The organism is Pseudomonas libanensis (assembly GCF_001439685.1).
Taxonomy (GTDB): Bacteria; Pseudomonadota; Gammaproteobacteria; order Pseudomonadales; family Pseudomonadaceae; genus Aquipseudomonas; species Aquipseudomonas libanensis.
Window position 1 is genome coordinate 276,755 of record NZ_JYLH01000003.1, and the last position, 14,686, is coordinate 291,440.

Annotated in this window: 16 protein-coding genes and 2 pseudogenes; 8 read left to right on the forward strand and 10 right to left on the reverse strand. The window is 60.4% G+C overall.

Annotated elements, in window-relative coordinates; all coding sequences use genetic code 11:
* Positions 1-57 precede the first annotated feature (57 nt).
* On the forward strand, positions 58-453 hold the full coding sequence (locus TU73_RS06590; RefSeq protein ID WP_057011519.1) for a DUF3301 domain-containing protein: 396 nt from the start codon (positions 58-60) through the stop codon (positions 451-453).
* Here TU73_RS06590 and TU73_RS06595 read toward each other — a convergent pair.
* The 4 genes and pseudogenes from TU73_RS06595 to TU73_RS28100 all read right to left on the reverse strand — a co-directional run.
* Positions 447-1,409: a CobW family GTP-binding protein gene (locus TU73_RS06595; RefSeq protein WP_057011520.1), complete on the reverse strand. Its 963-nt coding sequence runs from the start codon at positions 1,407-1,409 to the stop codon at positions 447-449. The genes TU73_RS06590 and TU73_RS06595 overlap by 7 nt on opposite strands.
* A 44-nt stretch (positions 1,410-1,453) precedes the next feature.
* Complete coding sequence (locus tag TU73_RS06600) at positions 1,454-2,107, reverse strand: DUF1826 domain-containing protein (protein ID WP_057011521.1); 654 nt, start codon at positions 2,105-2,107, stop codon at positions 1,454-1,456.
* Positions 2,107-3,312, reverse strand: coding sequence for a zinc metallochaperone GTPase ZigA (gene zigA / locus TU73_RS06605; RefSeq protein ID WP_057011522.1), 1,206 nt, complete (start codon positions 3,310-3,312; stop codon positions 2,107-2,109). Before zigA ends, TU73_RS06600 begins: the two co-directional genes overlap by 1 nt.
* 27 nt (positions 3,313-3,339) lie before the next feature.
* Positions 3,340-3,465, reverse strand: a pseudogene (locus TU73_RS28100) (TraR/DksA C4-type zinc finger protein); the annotation flags it as partial.
* Positions 3,466-3,596: 131 nt separating this feature from the next.
* Between TU73_RS28100 and TU73_RS06610 the strand changes: the two are divergent.
* A complete protein-coding gene (locus tag TU73_RS06610) occupies positions 3,597-3,965 on the forward strand; it encodes a hypothetical protein (protein WP_057011523.1) in 369 nt (122 codons plus the stop codon).
* On the opposite strand, the pseudogene TU73_RS06615 reads toward TU73_RS06610, so the two are convergent.
* Positions 3,962-5,172, reverse strand: a pseudogene (locus TU73_RS06615) (N-acetylmuramoyl-L-alanine amidase). The gene TU73_RS06610 and the pseudogene TU73_RS06615 overlap by 4 nt on opposite strands.
* A 128-nt stretch (positions 5,173-5,300) precedes the next feature.
* Here TU73_RS06615 and folE2 point away from each other — a divergent pair.
* The 5 genes from folE2 to TU73_RS06640 are packed head-to-tail and all read left to right on the forward strand — an operon-like array spanning position 5,301 to position 9,169.
* Positions 5,301-6,191, forward strand: coding sequence for a GTP cyclohydrolase FolE2 (gene folE2, locus TU73_RS06620; protein WP_057011524.1), 891 nt, complete (start codon positions 5,301-5,303; stop codon positions 6,189-6,191).
* The gene (locus tag TU73_RS06625; RefSeq protein ID WP_057011525.1) at positions 6,188-6,856 is read left to right on the forward strand and encodes a metal ABC transporter ATP-binding protein; all 669 of its coding nucleotides are present in this window, start codon (positions 6,188-6,190) and stop codon (positions 6,854-6,856) included. Before folE2 ends, TU73_RS06625 begins: the two co-directional genes overlap by 4 nt.
* A complete protein-coding gene (locus TU73_RS06630) occupies positions 6,856-7,722 on the forward strand; it encodes a metal ABC transporter permease (RefSeq protein WP_057011526.1) in 867 nt (288 codons plus the stop codon). The genes TU73_RS06625 and TU73_RS06630 overlap by 1 nt, the downstream gene beginning before the upstream one ends.
* Positions 7,723-7,733: 11 nt before the next feature.
* Positions 7,734-8,612, forward strand: coding sequence for a metal ABC transporter substrate-binding protein (locus TU73_RS06635; protein ID WP_057011527.1), 879 nt, complete (start codon positions 7,734-7,736; stop codon positions 8,610-8,612).
* Positions 8,609-9,169 carry a gamma carbonic anhydrase family protein gene (locus TU73_RS06640; protein WP_057011528.1) on the forward strand — a complete coding sequence of 187 codons (561 nt, stop codon included), beginning with the start codon at positions 8,609-8,611 and terminating at the stop codon, positions 9,167-9,169. Before TU73_RS06635 ends, TU73_RS06640 begins: the two co-directional genes overlap by 4 nt.
* Before the next feature lie 69 nt (positions 9,170-9,238).
* Here TU73_RS06640 and TU73_RS06645 read toward each other — a convergent pair whose 3' ends face one another.
* Complete coding sequence (locus TU73_RS06645) at positions 9,239-9,760, reverse strand: DUF3617 domain-containing protein (RefSeq protein ID WP_057011529.1); 522 nt, start codon at positions 9,758-9,760, stop codon at positions 9,239-9,241.
* 130 nt (positions 9,761-9,890) lie between these two features.
* Here TU73_RS06645 and cls point away from each other — a divergent pair, with 130 nt between their 5' ends.
* The gene (gene cls / locus TU73_RS06650; RefSeq protein ID WP_057011647.1) at positions 9,891-11,330 is read left to right on the forward strand and encodes a cardiolipin synthase; all 1,440 of its coding nucleotides are present in this window, start codon (positions 9,891-9,893) and stop codon (positions 11,328-11,330) included.
* A gap of 75 nt (positions 11,331-11,405) precedes the next feature.
* Here the strand turns inward: cls and cfaB are convergent, their stop codons facing one another.
* The 4 genes from cfaB to bufA2 all read right to left on the reverse strand — a co-directional run bounded on the left by cfaB (position 11,406) and on the right by bufA2 (position 14,618).
* The gene (gene cfaB / locus TU73_RS06655; protein ID WP_057011530.1) at positions 11,406-12,590 is read right to left on the reverse strand and encodes a C17 cyclopropane fatty acid synthase CfaB; all 1,185 of its coding nucleotides are present in this window, start codon (positions 12,588-12,590) and stop codon (positions 11,406-11,408) included.
* An 85-nt stretch (positions 12,591-12,675) separates the two neighbouring features.
* Positions 12,676-13,464 (reverse strand): HvfC/BufC N-terminal domain-containing protein, encoded by a 789-nt coding sequence (locus TU73_RS06660; RefSeq protein WP_057011531.1) that lies wholly within the window; start codon positions 13,462-13,464, stop codon positions 12,676-12,678.
* The gene (bufB, locus tag TU73_RS06665) at positions 13,455-14,300 is read right to left on the reverse strand and encodes an MNIO family bufferin maturase (protein ID WP_057011532.1); all 846 of its coding nucleotides are present in this window, start codon (positions 14,298-14,300) and stop codon (positions 13,455-13,457) included. Before bufB ends, TU73_RS06660 begins: the two co-directional genes overlap by 10 nt.
* Positions 14,301-14,366: 66 nt before the next feature.
* Positions 14,367-14,618, reverse strand: coding sequence for a BufA2 family periplasmic bufferin-type metallophore (bufA2, locus tag TU73_RS06670; RefSeq protein ID WP_057011533.1), 252 nt, complete (start codon positions 14,616-14,618; stop codon positions 14,367-14,369).
* Between the last annotated feature and the right edge of the window lie 68 nt (positions 14,619-14,686).

The window sequence follows — 14,686 nt, forward strand, 5'->3', positions numbered from 1 at the left end:
CTGTACGACAGACCGGCGACACAGTTAAGCTGCTCTCACTTTGTTGGAGTTCATGGAATGCTGACCTTGGGAAACATGTTCGTGTTGATGCTGCTGGCGACCGGTGCCGCCTGGGTCTGGCACAATCACGGCCTTCGTGAGCGCGCGCTGGAGCGGGTCAAGCAGCATTGCGCCAAGCTTGATATCGAACTGCTCGATGGTGCGGTGGCATTGAAACGCATCGGATTCGTCAAGGATGCCAATGGCCGGCGGCGCCTGGCACGTGTCTACAATTTCGAGTTCACCGTGACCGGGGAAACCCGGCATGCCGGGGTCATCACCCAGTTCGGCGCCCACAGTGCGCAGATTGAACTGGCACCCTACCCGTTCGAGGCCAAGGAGCCGTTGCCCAGCGCCGAGGTGATCGAACTGAGCCAATGGCGCCAGGACCACGCCACCAAGAAACGTCAATAACGGCAGGCCGCCAGCGCACCCTGCAATACCGCTACGTCCTGCGGCTCGCTGAAGATCAATTCAAGCCGCGAATCCCGCCGCCACTCACTGGGTCGCCAGGCTAGAGGGCTGTTATCCACAGCGTTGGCCGAGACCCAGCCGTCGACACTGTGGATAACCAGTTTGGCACGCCGCCATTCAAGGCCTGATAGCCAGTGATGCAGCCGGCTGATCTCGAACTGCTGGCTCGGGTGCCAACGCCAACCGATACTCCAGCCGCCCTCCTGGCCCTGGCTCAGACAGATCGGCAACGCAGGATCACTCCACATGGCCGGCATTTGTGCCAGCCCCTCAGGGGCATCGAAGTTATCCACAGTGCCTTGGGCCTGCGCATCCAAGCCTGGCAACCGTTCAAGCGGCAATTGCGCCTGGCGTGTCCAATACAGTGCGCATGCGGGTAATTGCGCTTCAATCGCCTGACGCTGCGCAGCATCCAGCGCCTCGTCCTTGTTCAGCACCAGCAGGCCGGCGCTGGCCAATGCCTCTTGCTGTGCCTGTGGCAAAGGCTTGCCAGCCGCCAAGGCCTGGGCATCCAGCACCAGGACACAGGGCTGCACCGCCAGCACGCCTTGCCACGGCGCCTCTCGCAGCTGTTTGAGCAGCTGCGCCGGATGGCCCAGACCCGAAGGTTCGATAAACAACCGATCCGGCTTGGCCTTACGTAGCAAGCGGCCCAGCCCGACCTGGAACGGTGCGCCATTCACACAACACAGGCAGCCTCCGGCCACCTCACCGAGGGCGATGCCGTCGTCGTCTTGGGTAAGCAAGGCAGCGTCCAGGCCGATCTTCCCGAACTCGTTGATCAGCACCGCCCAGCGCTCGTTGGCCGGGCGCTGGGCGAGCAGGTGCTGGATCAGGCTGGTCTTGCCGGCGCCCAACGGGCCAGCAATCACGTGGGTGGGAATATTCTGCAGCATGGGAAGCATCATTCAGACCGTGTAGAGAGCTTGATCCTACCCGGTTATGCCAGCCAATCCAGCGTCAGGATCAACCGTCGCTCATCGGCCTGGAGCGCTGGCGAACGGTGGATCAGGCCATGCCCTTCGTTACCGTGCCATTTCGTCCCCTTGAGCAGCGCCACTTCGCCGCAGTGGATCTGCTCGATGCGCTCGGTGGGCTCGGTGGGCTCGGCGTCTGCGTGGCTCAATGTGCGGCGGTCCATGACACCTTCGCGCAACCATTGGCTGCCGATACCGGCATAGGTGGTGATCAGCCTGACCGGCACATGGTCGACGTGAAAGCGCGGGCACATGGCCTTGTCCAACAGCCGCAGGCGCACGCCGATACGCCTGGCGCCGAGCAGGCAGGCGAATGCGCTGACCAGCCACGACACATCGGCAATAAACCCGTAGTAACCTTCAAGATCACGACAACTGGATGCCAAACCCTGCAAGTTCGGTACGGCGTCTTCGTTGTCGAGCTCAATCACCAAGGATTCGGCCAACGGCTCATTGAGCGCCACCAGCAAGGCACCGAATTCGGCGATATGCAGGGGCAGTTGGCGTTGCCACAGCGCCAGGTTGACGCCATCTTCGAGAATGTCTGACAGCGCCAGCGGGGTTCCCCCACGGGTCTGGCGGATCACGGGGCGCAGGGGAATGACCGGGGCCAGCATCAGGCTACCTGCTCATACCAAGGGCCAAAAGGATCAGGCAGCAGGCGCCAGCTTTCGACGCCCAAGGCCATTTCTTCATCATTGAGCAAGCAGGCATCCAGCTCGGCACGCATCTGGTTGAAGTCGATGTTTTGCCCGATAAACACCAGTTCCTGCCGGCAATCACCGGTGTTCAATTGCCAGTTACCCATGATCGCCGCGACGCTTTCTTCGTCCTGGGGCCATTGGCTTTTTGGCACAAAGCGCCACCAACGCCCGGCAAACCCATGGCGCATCAACCCGCCGGCCTGGGACCAACTGCCCGCGTCCTGATGTTTGCTGGCCAACCAGAAGAAGCCCTTGGAACGCAGCAGCTTGCCGTTCACCCACGGGCGGTCGATAAAGTCGAAAAAGCGCTGTGGATGGAAGGGTCGACGCGCACGATAAGCGGTGGAGGCGATCCCATACTCTTCGGTTTCCGGCACATGTTCACCACGCAACTCCTGCAACCAGCCCGGAGCCTGGGCGGCGCGGTCGAAGTCGAAACGGCCGGTGTTGAGGATCTTGTGCAGCGGCACCTCGCCCATGACCATCGGGATGATTTCCGCCTGGGCATTAAGGCGCTCGAGGATCGCCATCAGCTCTTCGCGCTCGCGGCTGCTGATCAGGTCGATCTTGCTGATCAGGATGACGTCGGCAAACTCGATCTGCTCGATCAACAGGTCGGTGATGGAGCGCTCGTCCTCTTCACCCAGGGTTTCGCCCCGTGAAGCCAGGCTTTCAGCGGCCTGGTAGTCGAGCAGGAAGTTCATGCCGTCGACCACGGTGACCATGGTGTCCAGCCGGGCAATGTCGGCCAGGCTTTGCTCGTTTTCATCGCGAAAGGTGAAGGTTTCGGCCACGGGCAACGGCTCTGATATGCCGGTGGATTCGATCAGCAGGTAATCAAACCGACCTTCCTTGGCGAGCTTTCCGACTTCCTCGAGCAAGTCTTCACGCAAGGTGCAGCAGATGCAGCCGTTGCTCATCTCCACCAGTTTTTCTTCCGAGCGATTGAGCGTGACGTCGCGCTGTACCTCGCTGCCGTCGATGTTGATTTCGCTCATGTCATTGACGATCACCGCTACCCGCAGGTTGTCGCGGTTACGCAAGACGTAGTTGAGCAGCGTACTTTTACCGGCACCGAGAAAGCCGGATAACACGGTCACGGGGAGACGATTGGGCATCAGGTATTCCTCATCAGGGTTGGCCGGTCAAACTGCCCGTTTATGGCGTTCGCGCAGCTCTTCACGTTCTTTGGCTTCAATGCACAGGGTCGCAGTGGGGCGCAGCAGCAGGCGTTGCAGGCCAATGGGCTCGCCGGTTTCACGGCACCAGCCGGTCATGGGAAGCGGTTCACGGGTCAGGCTGTGCTTTTATGTTATAGTATAACAATACAAATAAGCCAATCCCCTTGTTCGATGCGACAAAGGGCGCAATGCTTGATCATCTTCTTACCCAGAGAAATTCGATGAGATACCTGATGTGCGCCCTGCTCGTGGTAGCCGCAGGGCCTGCCTGCGCCCAAGCGCCCAGCCTGTTGGCCACCTGCACACGCAGCGCCAACCTGCTGGCGTGCGTAGACCCGTTGGGAAACGCCTACAGCGTGGCAACCGTGGGCAGCACCACGTATTTGCGCGGTTTTGAAGTGGTCGGCAAACGCTACTGGGCGCAGACCAACAGCCGCTATGGGCAGCTGACGTTCTTTACCGGGTTGGCATCCGATGGCGAGGCCTGGGTCGGTTACACGCGGCGTGTGGGCTGGACCACCCTCAACCGCTTTTCCAGCTCAGGTGGCGCCAGTGCCAAGTTCACTTGCAGCCGAATGACCGGCTGTTAAGCCTGGGCTTTCTTCTGCTCCTGCACCCAGGCCATGTAGCTGTCCATCGGCGGGTTCTTCTGGAAGTAACTTTTCAAACCTTCGAACAGTCCATCCGCCACCGCTTGCTGGTGGCGCGCGGTGACCAGTCGCTGGGCATCCCGCGCATTGGAGATAAACCCGGTTTCCACCAGGATCGAAGGCACGTCCGGTGACTTGAGTACCGCAAACCCTGCTTGCTCCACACGCTTCTGATGCAGGCTGGTGATGCTTTGCAGGCTGCCCAATACCGAGCTGCCCAATTGCAGGCTGGAGGCGATGGTAGCGTTCATCGACATGTCCAGGATCACCCCGGCCAGCATCGGGTCCTTGTCCTTCAAATTGAGCAACGTCGTGGCGCCCAGCAGGTCTGCGCCGTTTTCGCGCTGAGCCATAAAGCGCGCCGTGGCGGAGGTGGCACCGCCTTCAGACAATGCATACACCGAAGCGCCCGATGCGGTAAGCCGTGGGGCAGCGTCGGCATGCACTGAGATAAACATATCGGCCTTGTGCTGGCGGGCGATGTCCACGCGTTTGCGCAGCGGCACAAAAAAATCGTCGTTGCGCACCAGTTTGACGTCAAAGCCCTTTTCGCGCTTCAAACGTTTAGCCAGCAACTGGGCGATCGACAGCACCACATCCTTTTCGCGCTGGCCCTTGGAACCGACGGCACCCGGGTCTTTGCCGCCATGCCCGGGGTCGACCACCACGATGATGTCGCGCTTGGGATGCCCCTTGCCCACCGGTGCCACTAGCGGCGGCGATTCAGCAGCGATTTGACGGGGGCGCGAGTGGCGTTGGTCAGGTCCAGCACCAGGCGATGGCCTTGGCCATCCTGGGGCGGCAGCACGAAACTGTTGAGCTGCATCGGCGCGGCCAGGTCCAACACAATGCGCGTGTCGCTCTTACCAAAATGCCCGGAGCGGATCGACGTGATCCCACTGTTCTTCAACACCAGTTGTGAGAAGTCGCCGCTCAGGCCCGCACCGCTTAAGTCGATGATCAAGCGGTCGGGAGCCGTCAGGGAAAAGGTCTTGTATTGCACCGGGCCGCTAAGGTCGAACACCAGGCGCAGCTTGTCGTCCGAGCGCCACAGGCGTGCATTGCGAATCTGCGTGGCGTAGGCCCCCAAAGGCAAGGTGAACAAGGGGCTGACCAGCAGGAGGTTGAGGAGCTGACGTCTGTGCATGACATATACCGCAGATAAAGGAGCGTCCCTGCTCGACATGACTGAACAAAGGCTGGAGTAGAAATTTCATCGTGGCGGTTATTGTTATACTATAACATGACTAATTATTTCCAACGATGGACCTGCTTATGAATGCGCTGACTCTGCCGGATATCGCCGCGCAGGCTTCACGCCAAGCCCTGCCACTCGACTGGGTGGGCATGTGCGGCATCGCCCTGCCTATTTTGATTGACGATCAGCGCCTGACCGCCACTGCCGATGCCGGCGTCAGCCTGGACGATGGCACGGCCCGTGGCATTCATATGTCACGCCTTTACCTGGCCCTGGAAATGCTCGACCAGCAGCCGCTCACACCTGCACTTTTGCGTAATGTACTGCTTCGATTTCTCGACAGTCATGAAGGTTTATCTAAGAACGCCTATCTGCGTATCCACACCGATCTACTGCTTAAGCGCCCGGCGCTGGTCAGCCCGTTAGCGGGCTGGAAAAGTTACCCGGTGAGCATCGAAGCACGGTTGGAAAACCAGATGTTCCACGTGGAACTTAAAATTGACGTTACTTATTCCTCAACCTGCCCATGTTCTGCCGCCCTCGCCAGGCAGTTGATTCAGCAGCAATTTCTCGAGGATTTCGCCAACTCACCGTTGCAGCACGAAGACGTGTTGGCCTGGCTCGGCAGCGCCAACGGCATTGTCGCTACGCCTCATAGCCAGCGCAGCAGCGCGCAGTTACATGTTCATCTGCAAGGTAATGAGCTGACGATAGTCGACTTGATCAACGGCGCCGAAGCCGCCCTCGGCACCGCCGTGCAAACCGCAGTGAAACGTGCGGATGAACAAGCCTTCGCCCTGGCCAACGGGCAGAACCTGATGTTCTGCGAAGACGCCGCTCGCCGCCTGAACCTCGCCTTGAAACGCTCGGACGCGGTCAAAGCCTTCCACCTCAAAGTGATCCACGCCGAAAGCCTGCACGCGCATGATGCCGTGGCTGAAAGCCGCTGGACGAGAGACCTGGCATGATCACCTGTAACGCCCTGCGTTGGGGCGCTCCCGGTCAACCACTGACGCCGGCACTGGATTTGACGCTGGAAAAAGGCAGCCTCACCGGCATCATCGGCGCCAACGGCACGGGCAAGAGCAGTCTGCTCAAAGTCATTGCTGGCCTGCAAAAGCCATTGTCGGGAAAGGTCAGCATGGATGTTCCACGCCGTGGTGGCCTGTCGTTCCTGCCCCAGCAGCAACACTTGGATCGCCAATTCCCCATCAGCCTGCAAGAATTGGTCGCCGCCGGTTTTTGGGGCACCCGGCACACCAGCGAGGAACGCAGCCAACGCCTGCAAGCGGTACTGGACGACTGGTGCCTCAGTGGCCTGGAACATCGGCCGTTGATGGCGTTGTCTGGAGGCGAACTGCAACGTGCGCTGCTCGCCCGCATGAGCCTGGCCGAGGCGCCGGTCCTGTTGCTTGACGAACCCCACGCCGCCCTCGACGAGGACGGCCAGGCCCTGTGCTGGCAACATATCCACGCCTGGCATAATGAAGGCCGCACGTTAATAGTTGTCTGTCATGACCTGGCATCTGTGCGCCATCACACCCAGCAGGTGGTGCAGATCAAGAACACCGGCTGCGTCTTCGGCCCCAGCAAAGCGCTGATCCGCCCGCAACCACAGATGCAGGTGGCCTGATGCACCTTAGCGCCCACCTGTGGATGCCGTTCCATGACTTCGTGTTTATGCGCCGTGCACTTATCGGCGGGTTGGTGCTCGCCTGTAGCACCGCGCCGCTGGGGGTGTTTCTGATCCTGCGGCGCATGAGCCTGATCGGTGACGCGGTGGCACACGGCATCTTGCCCGGCGCCGCCCTGGGCTTCTGGTTCGCAGGCCTGAGCCTGCCCGCGCTGACCATTGGCGGCCTGGGCGCCGGCCTGAGCATGGCCGGCCTGGCCGCGTGGATCACCCGTCGCACCGGCCTGCGCGAAGACGCCAGCCTCGCCGCCATCTATCCCATTTCCCTCGCTGCCGGCGTACTGATCCTGGGCCTTGCCGGCAAACGCCTGGACCTGCTGCACCTGCTGTTCGGTTCAGCCCTGGCGGTGGATCAAACCACCCTCACCGGCATGCTCTGGGTCTCAGGTTTCAGCCTGATCGCCATGGCACTGATCTACAAGCCGCTGCTGCTCGACACCCTTGACCCGCTGTTCCTGCAAACCGTCAGCCGTCTCGGTCCGCTGGCCCATGGCGTGTTCCTGACTTTGGTGGTGCTGAATCTGGTGATCGGTTTCCAAGCCATCGGCGCCTTGATGGTGGTGGGCTTGATGATGTTGCCGGCCATCGCTTCACGCTTCTGGAGCCGACGCCTGCCGGTATTGATTGCGGTATCGGCAGTGCTGGGATGCCTGTCGGTATGGCTGGGGTTGTTGCTGTCGTTCTACTACTCACTGCCCAGCGGCCCGGCCATTGTGCTGGTGGCGGGCGCCGGGTATCTGCTGTCCGTGGTGTTCGGTCCGGTGCACGGCTTGTTGCGCCGCCCGCCTTTGCTTTCATCCCAATGAGGTGTTTCCCGATGCGCGCCCTACTCGTGCTGTTCAGTCTGCTACTGCCGCTTTCGATGGCCCACGCTGCGGACAAACTCCAGGTGGTCACCAGCTTCAGTATTCTCGATGACATCACCCACCAGATCGGAGGCGATCATATTCAGATCAGCAACATGGTCGGCCCGGACGCTGACGCCCATACCTATGAACCCACCCCGGATGATGCCAAGGCACTGCTCAAGGCCAAAGTCATCATCAAGAACGGCCTTGGTTTCGAGCCATGGCTGGATCGCCTGGTGACCAGCACCGAAACCAAGGCCACGGTGGTCACCGCTAGCAAAGGCGTGATTTCCCACACCATGGACGAAGATGGCGAAACCATTCCCGACCCACATGCCTGGCACAACCTGGCCAACGCCGAAATCTATGTGAGCAATATCACCAAGGCGCTGGTGGCCGCCGACCCGGCCAACACCGACGCCTACCTGCGTAATAGCCAGGCCTACCTGAAACAAATCCACCGCCTGCTGGCCGATGCCAAGGCCAAGTTCGGCGCACTGCCGCCGGGCAACCGTCGCATCGTCACCTCCCATGACGCCTTCGGTTACCTGGGCCAGGCCTATGGTATTCAGTTCCTGGCGCCCCAAGGCTTGTCCACCGAGCGTGACCCCTCGGCCGCCGAAGTCGCCGCGCTGATCACCCAAATCCGCAAGGACAAGGTCAAAGCCGTGTTCATGGAAAACATCAAGGATGCGCGCCTGCTCAAGCAGATCGCTGATGAAAGCGGCGCACAGATCGGCGGCACGCTGTACTCCGACGCCCTCGCCGCCGAAGGCCCGGCCAGCACCTTTACCGGGTTGTTCGAATACAACCTCAACACCTTGTGCAAGGCCTTGGGCAAACCATGATCCGCAAGAACCCTTCCGGCGACCTGCCGCTGATTGCCGAATCGGCCTACGTCGACAAAACCGCGATCATCTGCGGCAAAGTCATCATCGGCGAGAACGTGTTCGTCGGCCCCTATGCCGTGATCCGCGCAGACGAAGTCGACGCCAGCGGCGCCATGGACCCTATCACCATCGGCGCCAACTCCAACATTCAGGACGGCGTGGTTATCCATTCAAAATCCGGCGCGGCGGTGACCATCGGCGAGTTCACCTCCATCGCCCACCGCTCCATCGTCCACGGCCCCTGCACGGTCGGCGACCGCGTGTTTATCGGTTTCAACAGCGTGCTGTTCAACTGCGCCGTGGGCGATGGTTGCGTGGTGCGCCACAACTCGGTAGTCGACGGCCGCGACCTGCCCGCCGCCTTCTACGTGCCCTCCACCACCCGCATCGGGCCCAACACCGACTTGTCGCAATTCCCGCCGGTGAGTGTCAGTGCCTCGGAGTTTTCCGAAGACGTGGCGCGCACCAACGTCGACCTCGTGCGCGGCTACAAAGCCTTGCAAAATGAGTTCTGAGCCAGCACGCGCGGGTTTCCGGGCACCTGGCCTGTCACAACGGCCAGGGCCGTCCCTGCATGTTCTGCGTTAAGCGCGGGGCTTGACCGTACCGCAATCGTTGCCTAGCCATTGGGCGTGGCTGTCCAGGCTGCCCTTCTGCTGGATGCCGGTGGCATTGAACGTACCGTTGACGGTGGTGGTGAATTCTTTTTGGCTCTGGAACGTCGCCACGCCTGTGCCTTGGGCTTTCGGGCAGCTGAAACGGAATTTCCACTGGTTGCCGCTCTTGTCGGTCACTTCCTGTTTGCACCCCGATTGAGGGTCGGTCAGCGGGATGGAGTCGGAGGCGACCTGGGCAGGGGTCAGGCACACCTGCACGCCCTTACCGGCCATGTTGATGCCTTGCTTTTCGAGCATGGCGCGCTGTTCAGGGGTCATCTGTTGCTTGAGCTGACCGAGGATCAGCGACAGGTCCGGCAGGTCCTGGTTATCGACCTTCATATTGCTGGTGGTCAATTCCCACAAGCCCGGCGCCAACATCTGCGCCTGCACCGCCACCGGCAGCGACAACCCAACAACCATGGCCAAACCTAGCAGACGAGCATTCATCGGGTAACTCCTGGGTAATTGTCGGCGTTAGACGTCGCAAAGCGGCCAGTGTTGCACGGCAAATAAAATAGCGACATTCGCCTTCGTTCATGGTCTGTTACGCACTGGACTGCCTGGAGTTATGTCGTTCATGGATTTCTTTGGCCCGCACCTGCTCGCCTACTTCATTGCCACGCTGCACGTTCTCGGGAGCCTCGCCGCAATTCACGCGGTACTGACCGTCCGCACCGCCCAAGGCTCGATCGCCTGGGCCTTGTCGCTGATGTTCATGCCTTACCTGACGCTGATCCCCTACCTGATTTTCGGCCGCAGCACCTTCGACGCGTACATCCAGGCCCGGCGCCAGGCCAACCAGGAAATGCACAAGGCGATCAACGAACTTAACTGGCGCCCATGGGTAGAGGAAGCCCTCGCGGCACGCAACTCCAGCGCCTATGCCTCCCTGCGCGCCATGCCCAAGCTGGGGCGCATGCCGTGCCTGGCCAATAACGAAGTGCGCTTGCTGATCAATGGCGACGCCACGTTCGGCGCGATCTTCGAGGCCATTGGCAACGCCAAAACCGCCGTGCTGTTCCAATTCTTCATCATTCACGATGATGAACTGGGCCGCCAGTTGCAGGCCCTGCTGAAGGAAAAGGCCGCCCAAGGCGTGGCGATCTACGTGCTGTACGACCGTATCGGCAGTCATGCGCTGCCTCATCGCTACGTGCAGTCTCTGCGCGACGCCGGGGTGCAGGTCAAGGCGTTCGCCACCCGCAGCGGCTGGCTCAATCGTTTCCAGGTCAACTTCCGTAACCACCGTAAGATCGTGGTGGTGGACGGTCTTACCGGGTTTGTCGGCGGGCATAACGTCGGTGATGAATACCTGGGCAAGAAACCACCGTTGGCGCCATGGCGCGACACCCATGTGCAGGTCACCGGCCCGGTGGTGGCGTGCCTGCAGGAATCGTTTGCCGAGGACTGGTTCTGGGCTGCACGGGAACTGCCGCCGCTGATTCTGCCGGACGCCTATCCTGAAGACGGCGTGCTCTGCCAACTGCTCGCCAGTGGCCCGGCCGACCCCTATGAAACCTGCTCGCTGTTTTTCGTCGAGGCCATCCACGCGGCGACCGAACGGGTCTGGATCACCAGCCCATACTTCGTTCCCGACGAAGCGGTGTTTGCCGCCCTGCGCCTGGCAGTGCTGCGCGGGGTGGACGTGCGCCTGCTGCTGCCATCGCGGCCCGACCACCGCATCGTGTATGCCGCCTCCAGCCTTTACGCCATCGAAGCGGTGCGCGCAGGCGTGCGGGTCTTCCGCTACACGCCAGGGTTTCTGCATCAGAAGGTGGTGTTGGTGGACAGGGAAATCAGCGCCATTGGCAGCGCCAATCTGGACAACCGTTCATTCCGGCTGAATTTCGAAGTGATGTTGCTGACGGTGGATGAAGCTTTCGCCAGCCAGGTTGAACGCATGCTGCTGAACGATTTCGCCCTGTCCCATGAAGTCAGCCAGGAGGAAAGCCGTGAGACTCGCCGCCTGCAGCAATTGGGCATGCGGGTGGCACGCCTGATCTCACCGATCCTCTAACAGACAAAATAGGGAAAATGTGGGAGGGGGCTTGCTCCCTCCCACATCTGGATCTCCAGTGTTCTGGCAAACGGGTTAGCGGTAGAGGTCTTCCCGCGTCCAGGGCAGTTCATGGCTGCCATCGGCGTGAGGTTTCACCGCCAGGATCTGGTGCAGGTTGATCCAGCCCCGGGCAAACGCATAAGCGCAACCGGCCAGGTACAGGCGCCAAATACGCAACGCCTGCTCCGGAACCATCTTCGCCGCTGCTTCCAGGTTGTCTTCCAGGCGCTCGCTCCAATGATCCAGGGTGCGTGCGTAGTGCAAACGCAGGCTTTCGACATCGACCACTTCCAGCCCGGCTTCACTGATCTCAGCGGTCATCATCGCCAGGTGCGGCAGCTCACCATTGGGGAATACGTAGCGTTCGATAAAGTCCCCGGCGCCACGGCCTACTGGGCGGCCATCGGTGTGCTTGGCGGTAATGCCATGGTTCATTACCAGGCCACCTTCGCGTACGGCACCAAACAAGGTTCGGCAATATTGCGCCAGGTTGGCGTGGCCGACGTGTTCGAACATGCCCACGCTCACCACTTTGTCGAAACGACCGTCCTGGGGCAGATCGCGATAATCAAGAAGTTGCAGGTCGACCTGGTTTTCCAGGCCTTCGGCTTTTACGCGCTCTTTGGCCAGCGCCAGTTGTTCCTTGCTTAGGGTTATGCCAAACACCTTGACCCCGAACTCCCGCGCCGCGTACCGCGCCAGTCCGCCCCAACCGCAGCCCACATCGAGCAGGTACTCTCCCGGCTGCAGCCGCAGCTTGCGGCACAGGTGACGAAATTTATCCTGTTGGGCCTGGTCGATGGATTCGCTGCCGGTTTCGAAATAGCCGCAGGAGTACGCCATGTCCTGGTCCAGCCAGAGCTGGTAGAACTCGTTGGACAGGTCGTAATGATAGGAAATGGCTGCCGCGTCGGTGGCCTTGTCATGGATCGAGCGCACCGGACGGCTGCCCTCGTCGTCATCGACCAAGGCGTGACTCAATTCGTCACAGACCCGGATCACTTCGGAGATGGAGCCTTCCAGCTCCAGTTTGCCTTCGACGAAAGCTGCGCCCAGAGAGTCGAGCGTTGGATGGCTCAGCTTGGACACGATCGTGGGATCCTTGACCACGATGGTCACACTGGGCTCGGGGCCCAAGTTGAATTCATGGCCGTCCCAGAGTCGAAGACGCAGCGGTAGCTGAAGATTCTGTAAGGCCGGTGGAAGTTGCGCGAGCATGAGTAGTCCCCCCTTGTTTCAGACGTCTGCTGTGAGGGTAGACCATCCTAAACAAAGTAGGAAGCTATCGATCGATAGCACCTTTCTATGGCACTCGTCGTTCGAGCAAACCTTCCTGGATCCACTGTTTCAGCCATGTGGCCGCTTGCAGTGGTGCACCCTCTTCATAAGTGACTGCCAACTGCGCACACAGTTCTGAAAAACTCCAACCGGTGGTCACCATCCCCGCCAGAGCGCAGGCTTCTCCGGGCTCCAGGCTGCGGTAGTGGCACACATTCTCATGGCGCCACACCAGGCAGATTTGCGCCGGGTCCAGCGCCTGGCTACCAGGAAAATCCGATTCATCCTTGCTGGCCCGCCAGATCGCCACCGTATTGAAACGGCAAAGCAACTCCTGCACTGAAGGCGCGAGGATGACCTGCAACGTCGGCCAGTCTTCAGGCGCCAGTTGCACCATGTCATTCAAGGTCAGCGGCGCACCCTGGGGCGCGTCAAACGCCAGGGTGAACGCCCACTCCAAGCGCGCCATTTCAGCCAGCGGCGCACTTTGTTCTGCGACCAAGTGCTCAAGGATAAACAGTGCAAAGCGCTCACCCAGCCAGCGCAGGCTGTAGTGGGCCGAGGGATATCGACGGATAAAGTCTTGCGTCAGCGAGGCAAACTCATCATCTCCCAGCCAATACCAAATGGCGCCGAAGTCATGGCGCAATACCTCCTGCAAGCGCGACAAGTAGGCGTTGTGATAAATCGCCAGGCCCGTGTCTACGTCCAGCGTCGGCCCACCCAACAGCGTTGCGGCAAAGTCACTATTGGCGACTGACGTTTCGGATAACAGATGCTGCTCAAAAGCCAATTGCCAGTCGATCAGGCGCATAGCGATCTCCGGGCCAAGGCGCTGGCACCCAGTTCACGGGCCTTGCTCAATTCGGTGAGTAACTCGTCGAACGGCGGGAAATGGTCATCGCGCTCCAACAGTGTCGACACCGGGCCAAAACGCTCCAGGGTCTGCTGATACAGCGCCCATACCGGGTCGCACACCGGATGATCATGGGTGTCGACCACGTAGTCGCCGTAGTCCACATGCCCCGCCAAGTGCAGTTGGCGAATGCTCTGGGGCGGCAGGTTGCGAATAAACGTCCAGGCATCGAACCCATGGTTACGCGAGCTGACGTAGACGTTATTGACGTCCAACAACAACTGGCATCCGCTCAAGTGGGCCAGGGCGTTGAGGAACTCCCACTCGGTAAAGTCATCGGCCTTGGAGCGCACATAGCTGGAGACGTTTTCCAGTACCAGCGGGCGCTGCAACACGTCCTGTACCTGACGCACACGGCCGGCCACGTGGTAGAGACTTTCTTCGGTGTAGGGCAGCGGCAACAGGTCGTGTAACTGGTGCGCGTTGCCGCGGCTCCAGCACAGGTGATCGGAAATCCACGCCGGCTGGATGCGCTCGGCGAGCTGTTTGATTTGCTCCAGGTAATCGGTATCGAGGGCATGGGGCCCGCCGATGGACAAGGACACGCCATGCATCACCAGGGGATAACGCTCGGCTATGGCATCCAGGTAGTACAAGGCTTTGCCGCCCTGCACCAGATAATTCTCGGAGATCACTTCGAACCAATCCACGGCCGGCGACTGCTCAAGAATCTGTTGATAATACTCACTGCGCAAACCCAGGCCGTAACCAAGGCTCGAAAGAGAAGTGGGCATAAGACACTCCAGGGGAAAGTGTCCGCAGCGATGGGGGGCGATCGCTGCGGTGACACTCAGTTGCCGTTACTCGCCGACGGTGCCGCCAGTCTTGTCGCACAGAGCTTTGCTCATGGACAGGAAGCCCTGGCCTTTGCAAGAACCCTGACCTTTGCACGCGTGGTCTTTGGTTTTGCAGTCATTGTTACCTTTGCAGGCGTTGACGCCATAGCAATGAACCTTGGCGTCTGCGGCCTGGACCTGGGTAGCAACACCGGCAAACAGAGAAGCGGCGGCCATCGCGAGGGCGGCACCAGCAGCAGCGGATTTAATGCTCATTGTTGTATTCCTCATGATCGGTAGTGGAGCCGGTCTGAACGGATTGCTCAGTCTCGACACACCACTAG

Coding starts and splice junctions, on each gene's coding strand:
- TU73_RS06590 (WP_057011519.1), top strand. CDS start 58: ATGCTGACCTTGGGAAACATGTTCGTGTTGATGCTGCTGGCGACCGGT.
- bufA2 (WP_057011533.1), bottom strand. CDS start 14,618: ATGAGCATTAAATCCGCTGCTGCTGGTGCCGCCCTCGCGATGGCCGCC.
- zigA (WP_057011522.1), bottom strand. CDS start 3,312: ATGCCCAATCGTCTCCCCGTGACCGTGTTATCCGGCTTTCTCGGTGCC.
- TU73_RS06645 (WP_057011529.1), bottom strand. CDS start 9,760: ATGAATGCTCGTCTGCTAGGTTTGGCCATGGTTGTTGGGTTGTCGCTG.
- TU73_RS06640 (WP_057011528.1), top strand. CDS start 8,609: ATGATCCGCAAGAACCCTTCCGGCGACCTGCCGCTGATTGCCGAATCG.
- cls (WP_057011647.1), top strand. CDS start 9,891: ATGGATTTCTTTGGCCCGCACCTGCTCGCCTACTTCATTGCCACGCTG.
- bufB (WP_057011532.1), bottom strand. CDS start 14,300: ATGCCCACTTCTCTTTCGAGCCTTGGTTACGGCCTGGGTTTGCGCAGT.
- TU73_RS06595 (WP_057011520.1), bottom strand. CDS start 1,409: ATGCTGCAGAATATTCCCACCCACGTGATTGCTGGCCCGTTGGGCGCC.
- TU73_RS06660 (WP_057011531.1), bottom strand. CDS start 13,464: ATGCGCCTGATCGACTGGCAATTGGCTTTTGAGCAGCATCTGTTATCC.
- TU73_RS06635 (WP_057011527.1), top strand. CDS start 7,734: ATGCGCGCCCTACTCGTGCTGTTCAGTCTGCTACTGCCGCTTTCGATG.
- folE2 (WP_057011524.1), top strand. CDS start 5,301: ATGAATGCGCTGACTCTGCCGGATATCGCCGCGCAGGCTTCACGCCAA.
- TU73_RS06610 (WP_057011523.1), top strand. CDS start 3,597: ATGAGATACCTGATGTGCGCCCTGCTCGTGGTAGCCGCAGGGCCTGCC.
- TU73_RS06625 (WP_057011525.1), top strand. CDS start 6,188: ATGATCACCTGTAACGCCCTGCGTTGGGGCGCTCCCGGTCAACCACTG.
- cfaB (WP_057011530.1), bottom strand. CDS start 12,590: ATGCTCGCGCAACTTCCACCGGCCTTACAGAATCTTCAGCTACCGCTG.
- TU73_RS06600 (WP_057011521.1), bottom strand. CDS start 2,107: ATGCTGGCCCCGGTCATTCCCCTGCGCCCCGTGATCCGCCAGACCCGT.
- TU73_RS06630 (WP_057011526.1), top strand. CDS start 6,856: ATGCACCTTAGCGCCCACCTGTGGATGCCGTTCCATGACTTCGTGTTT.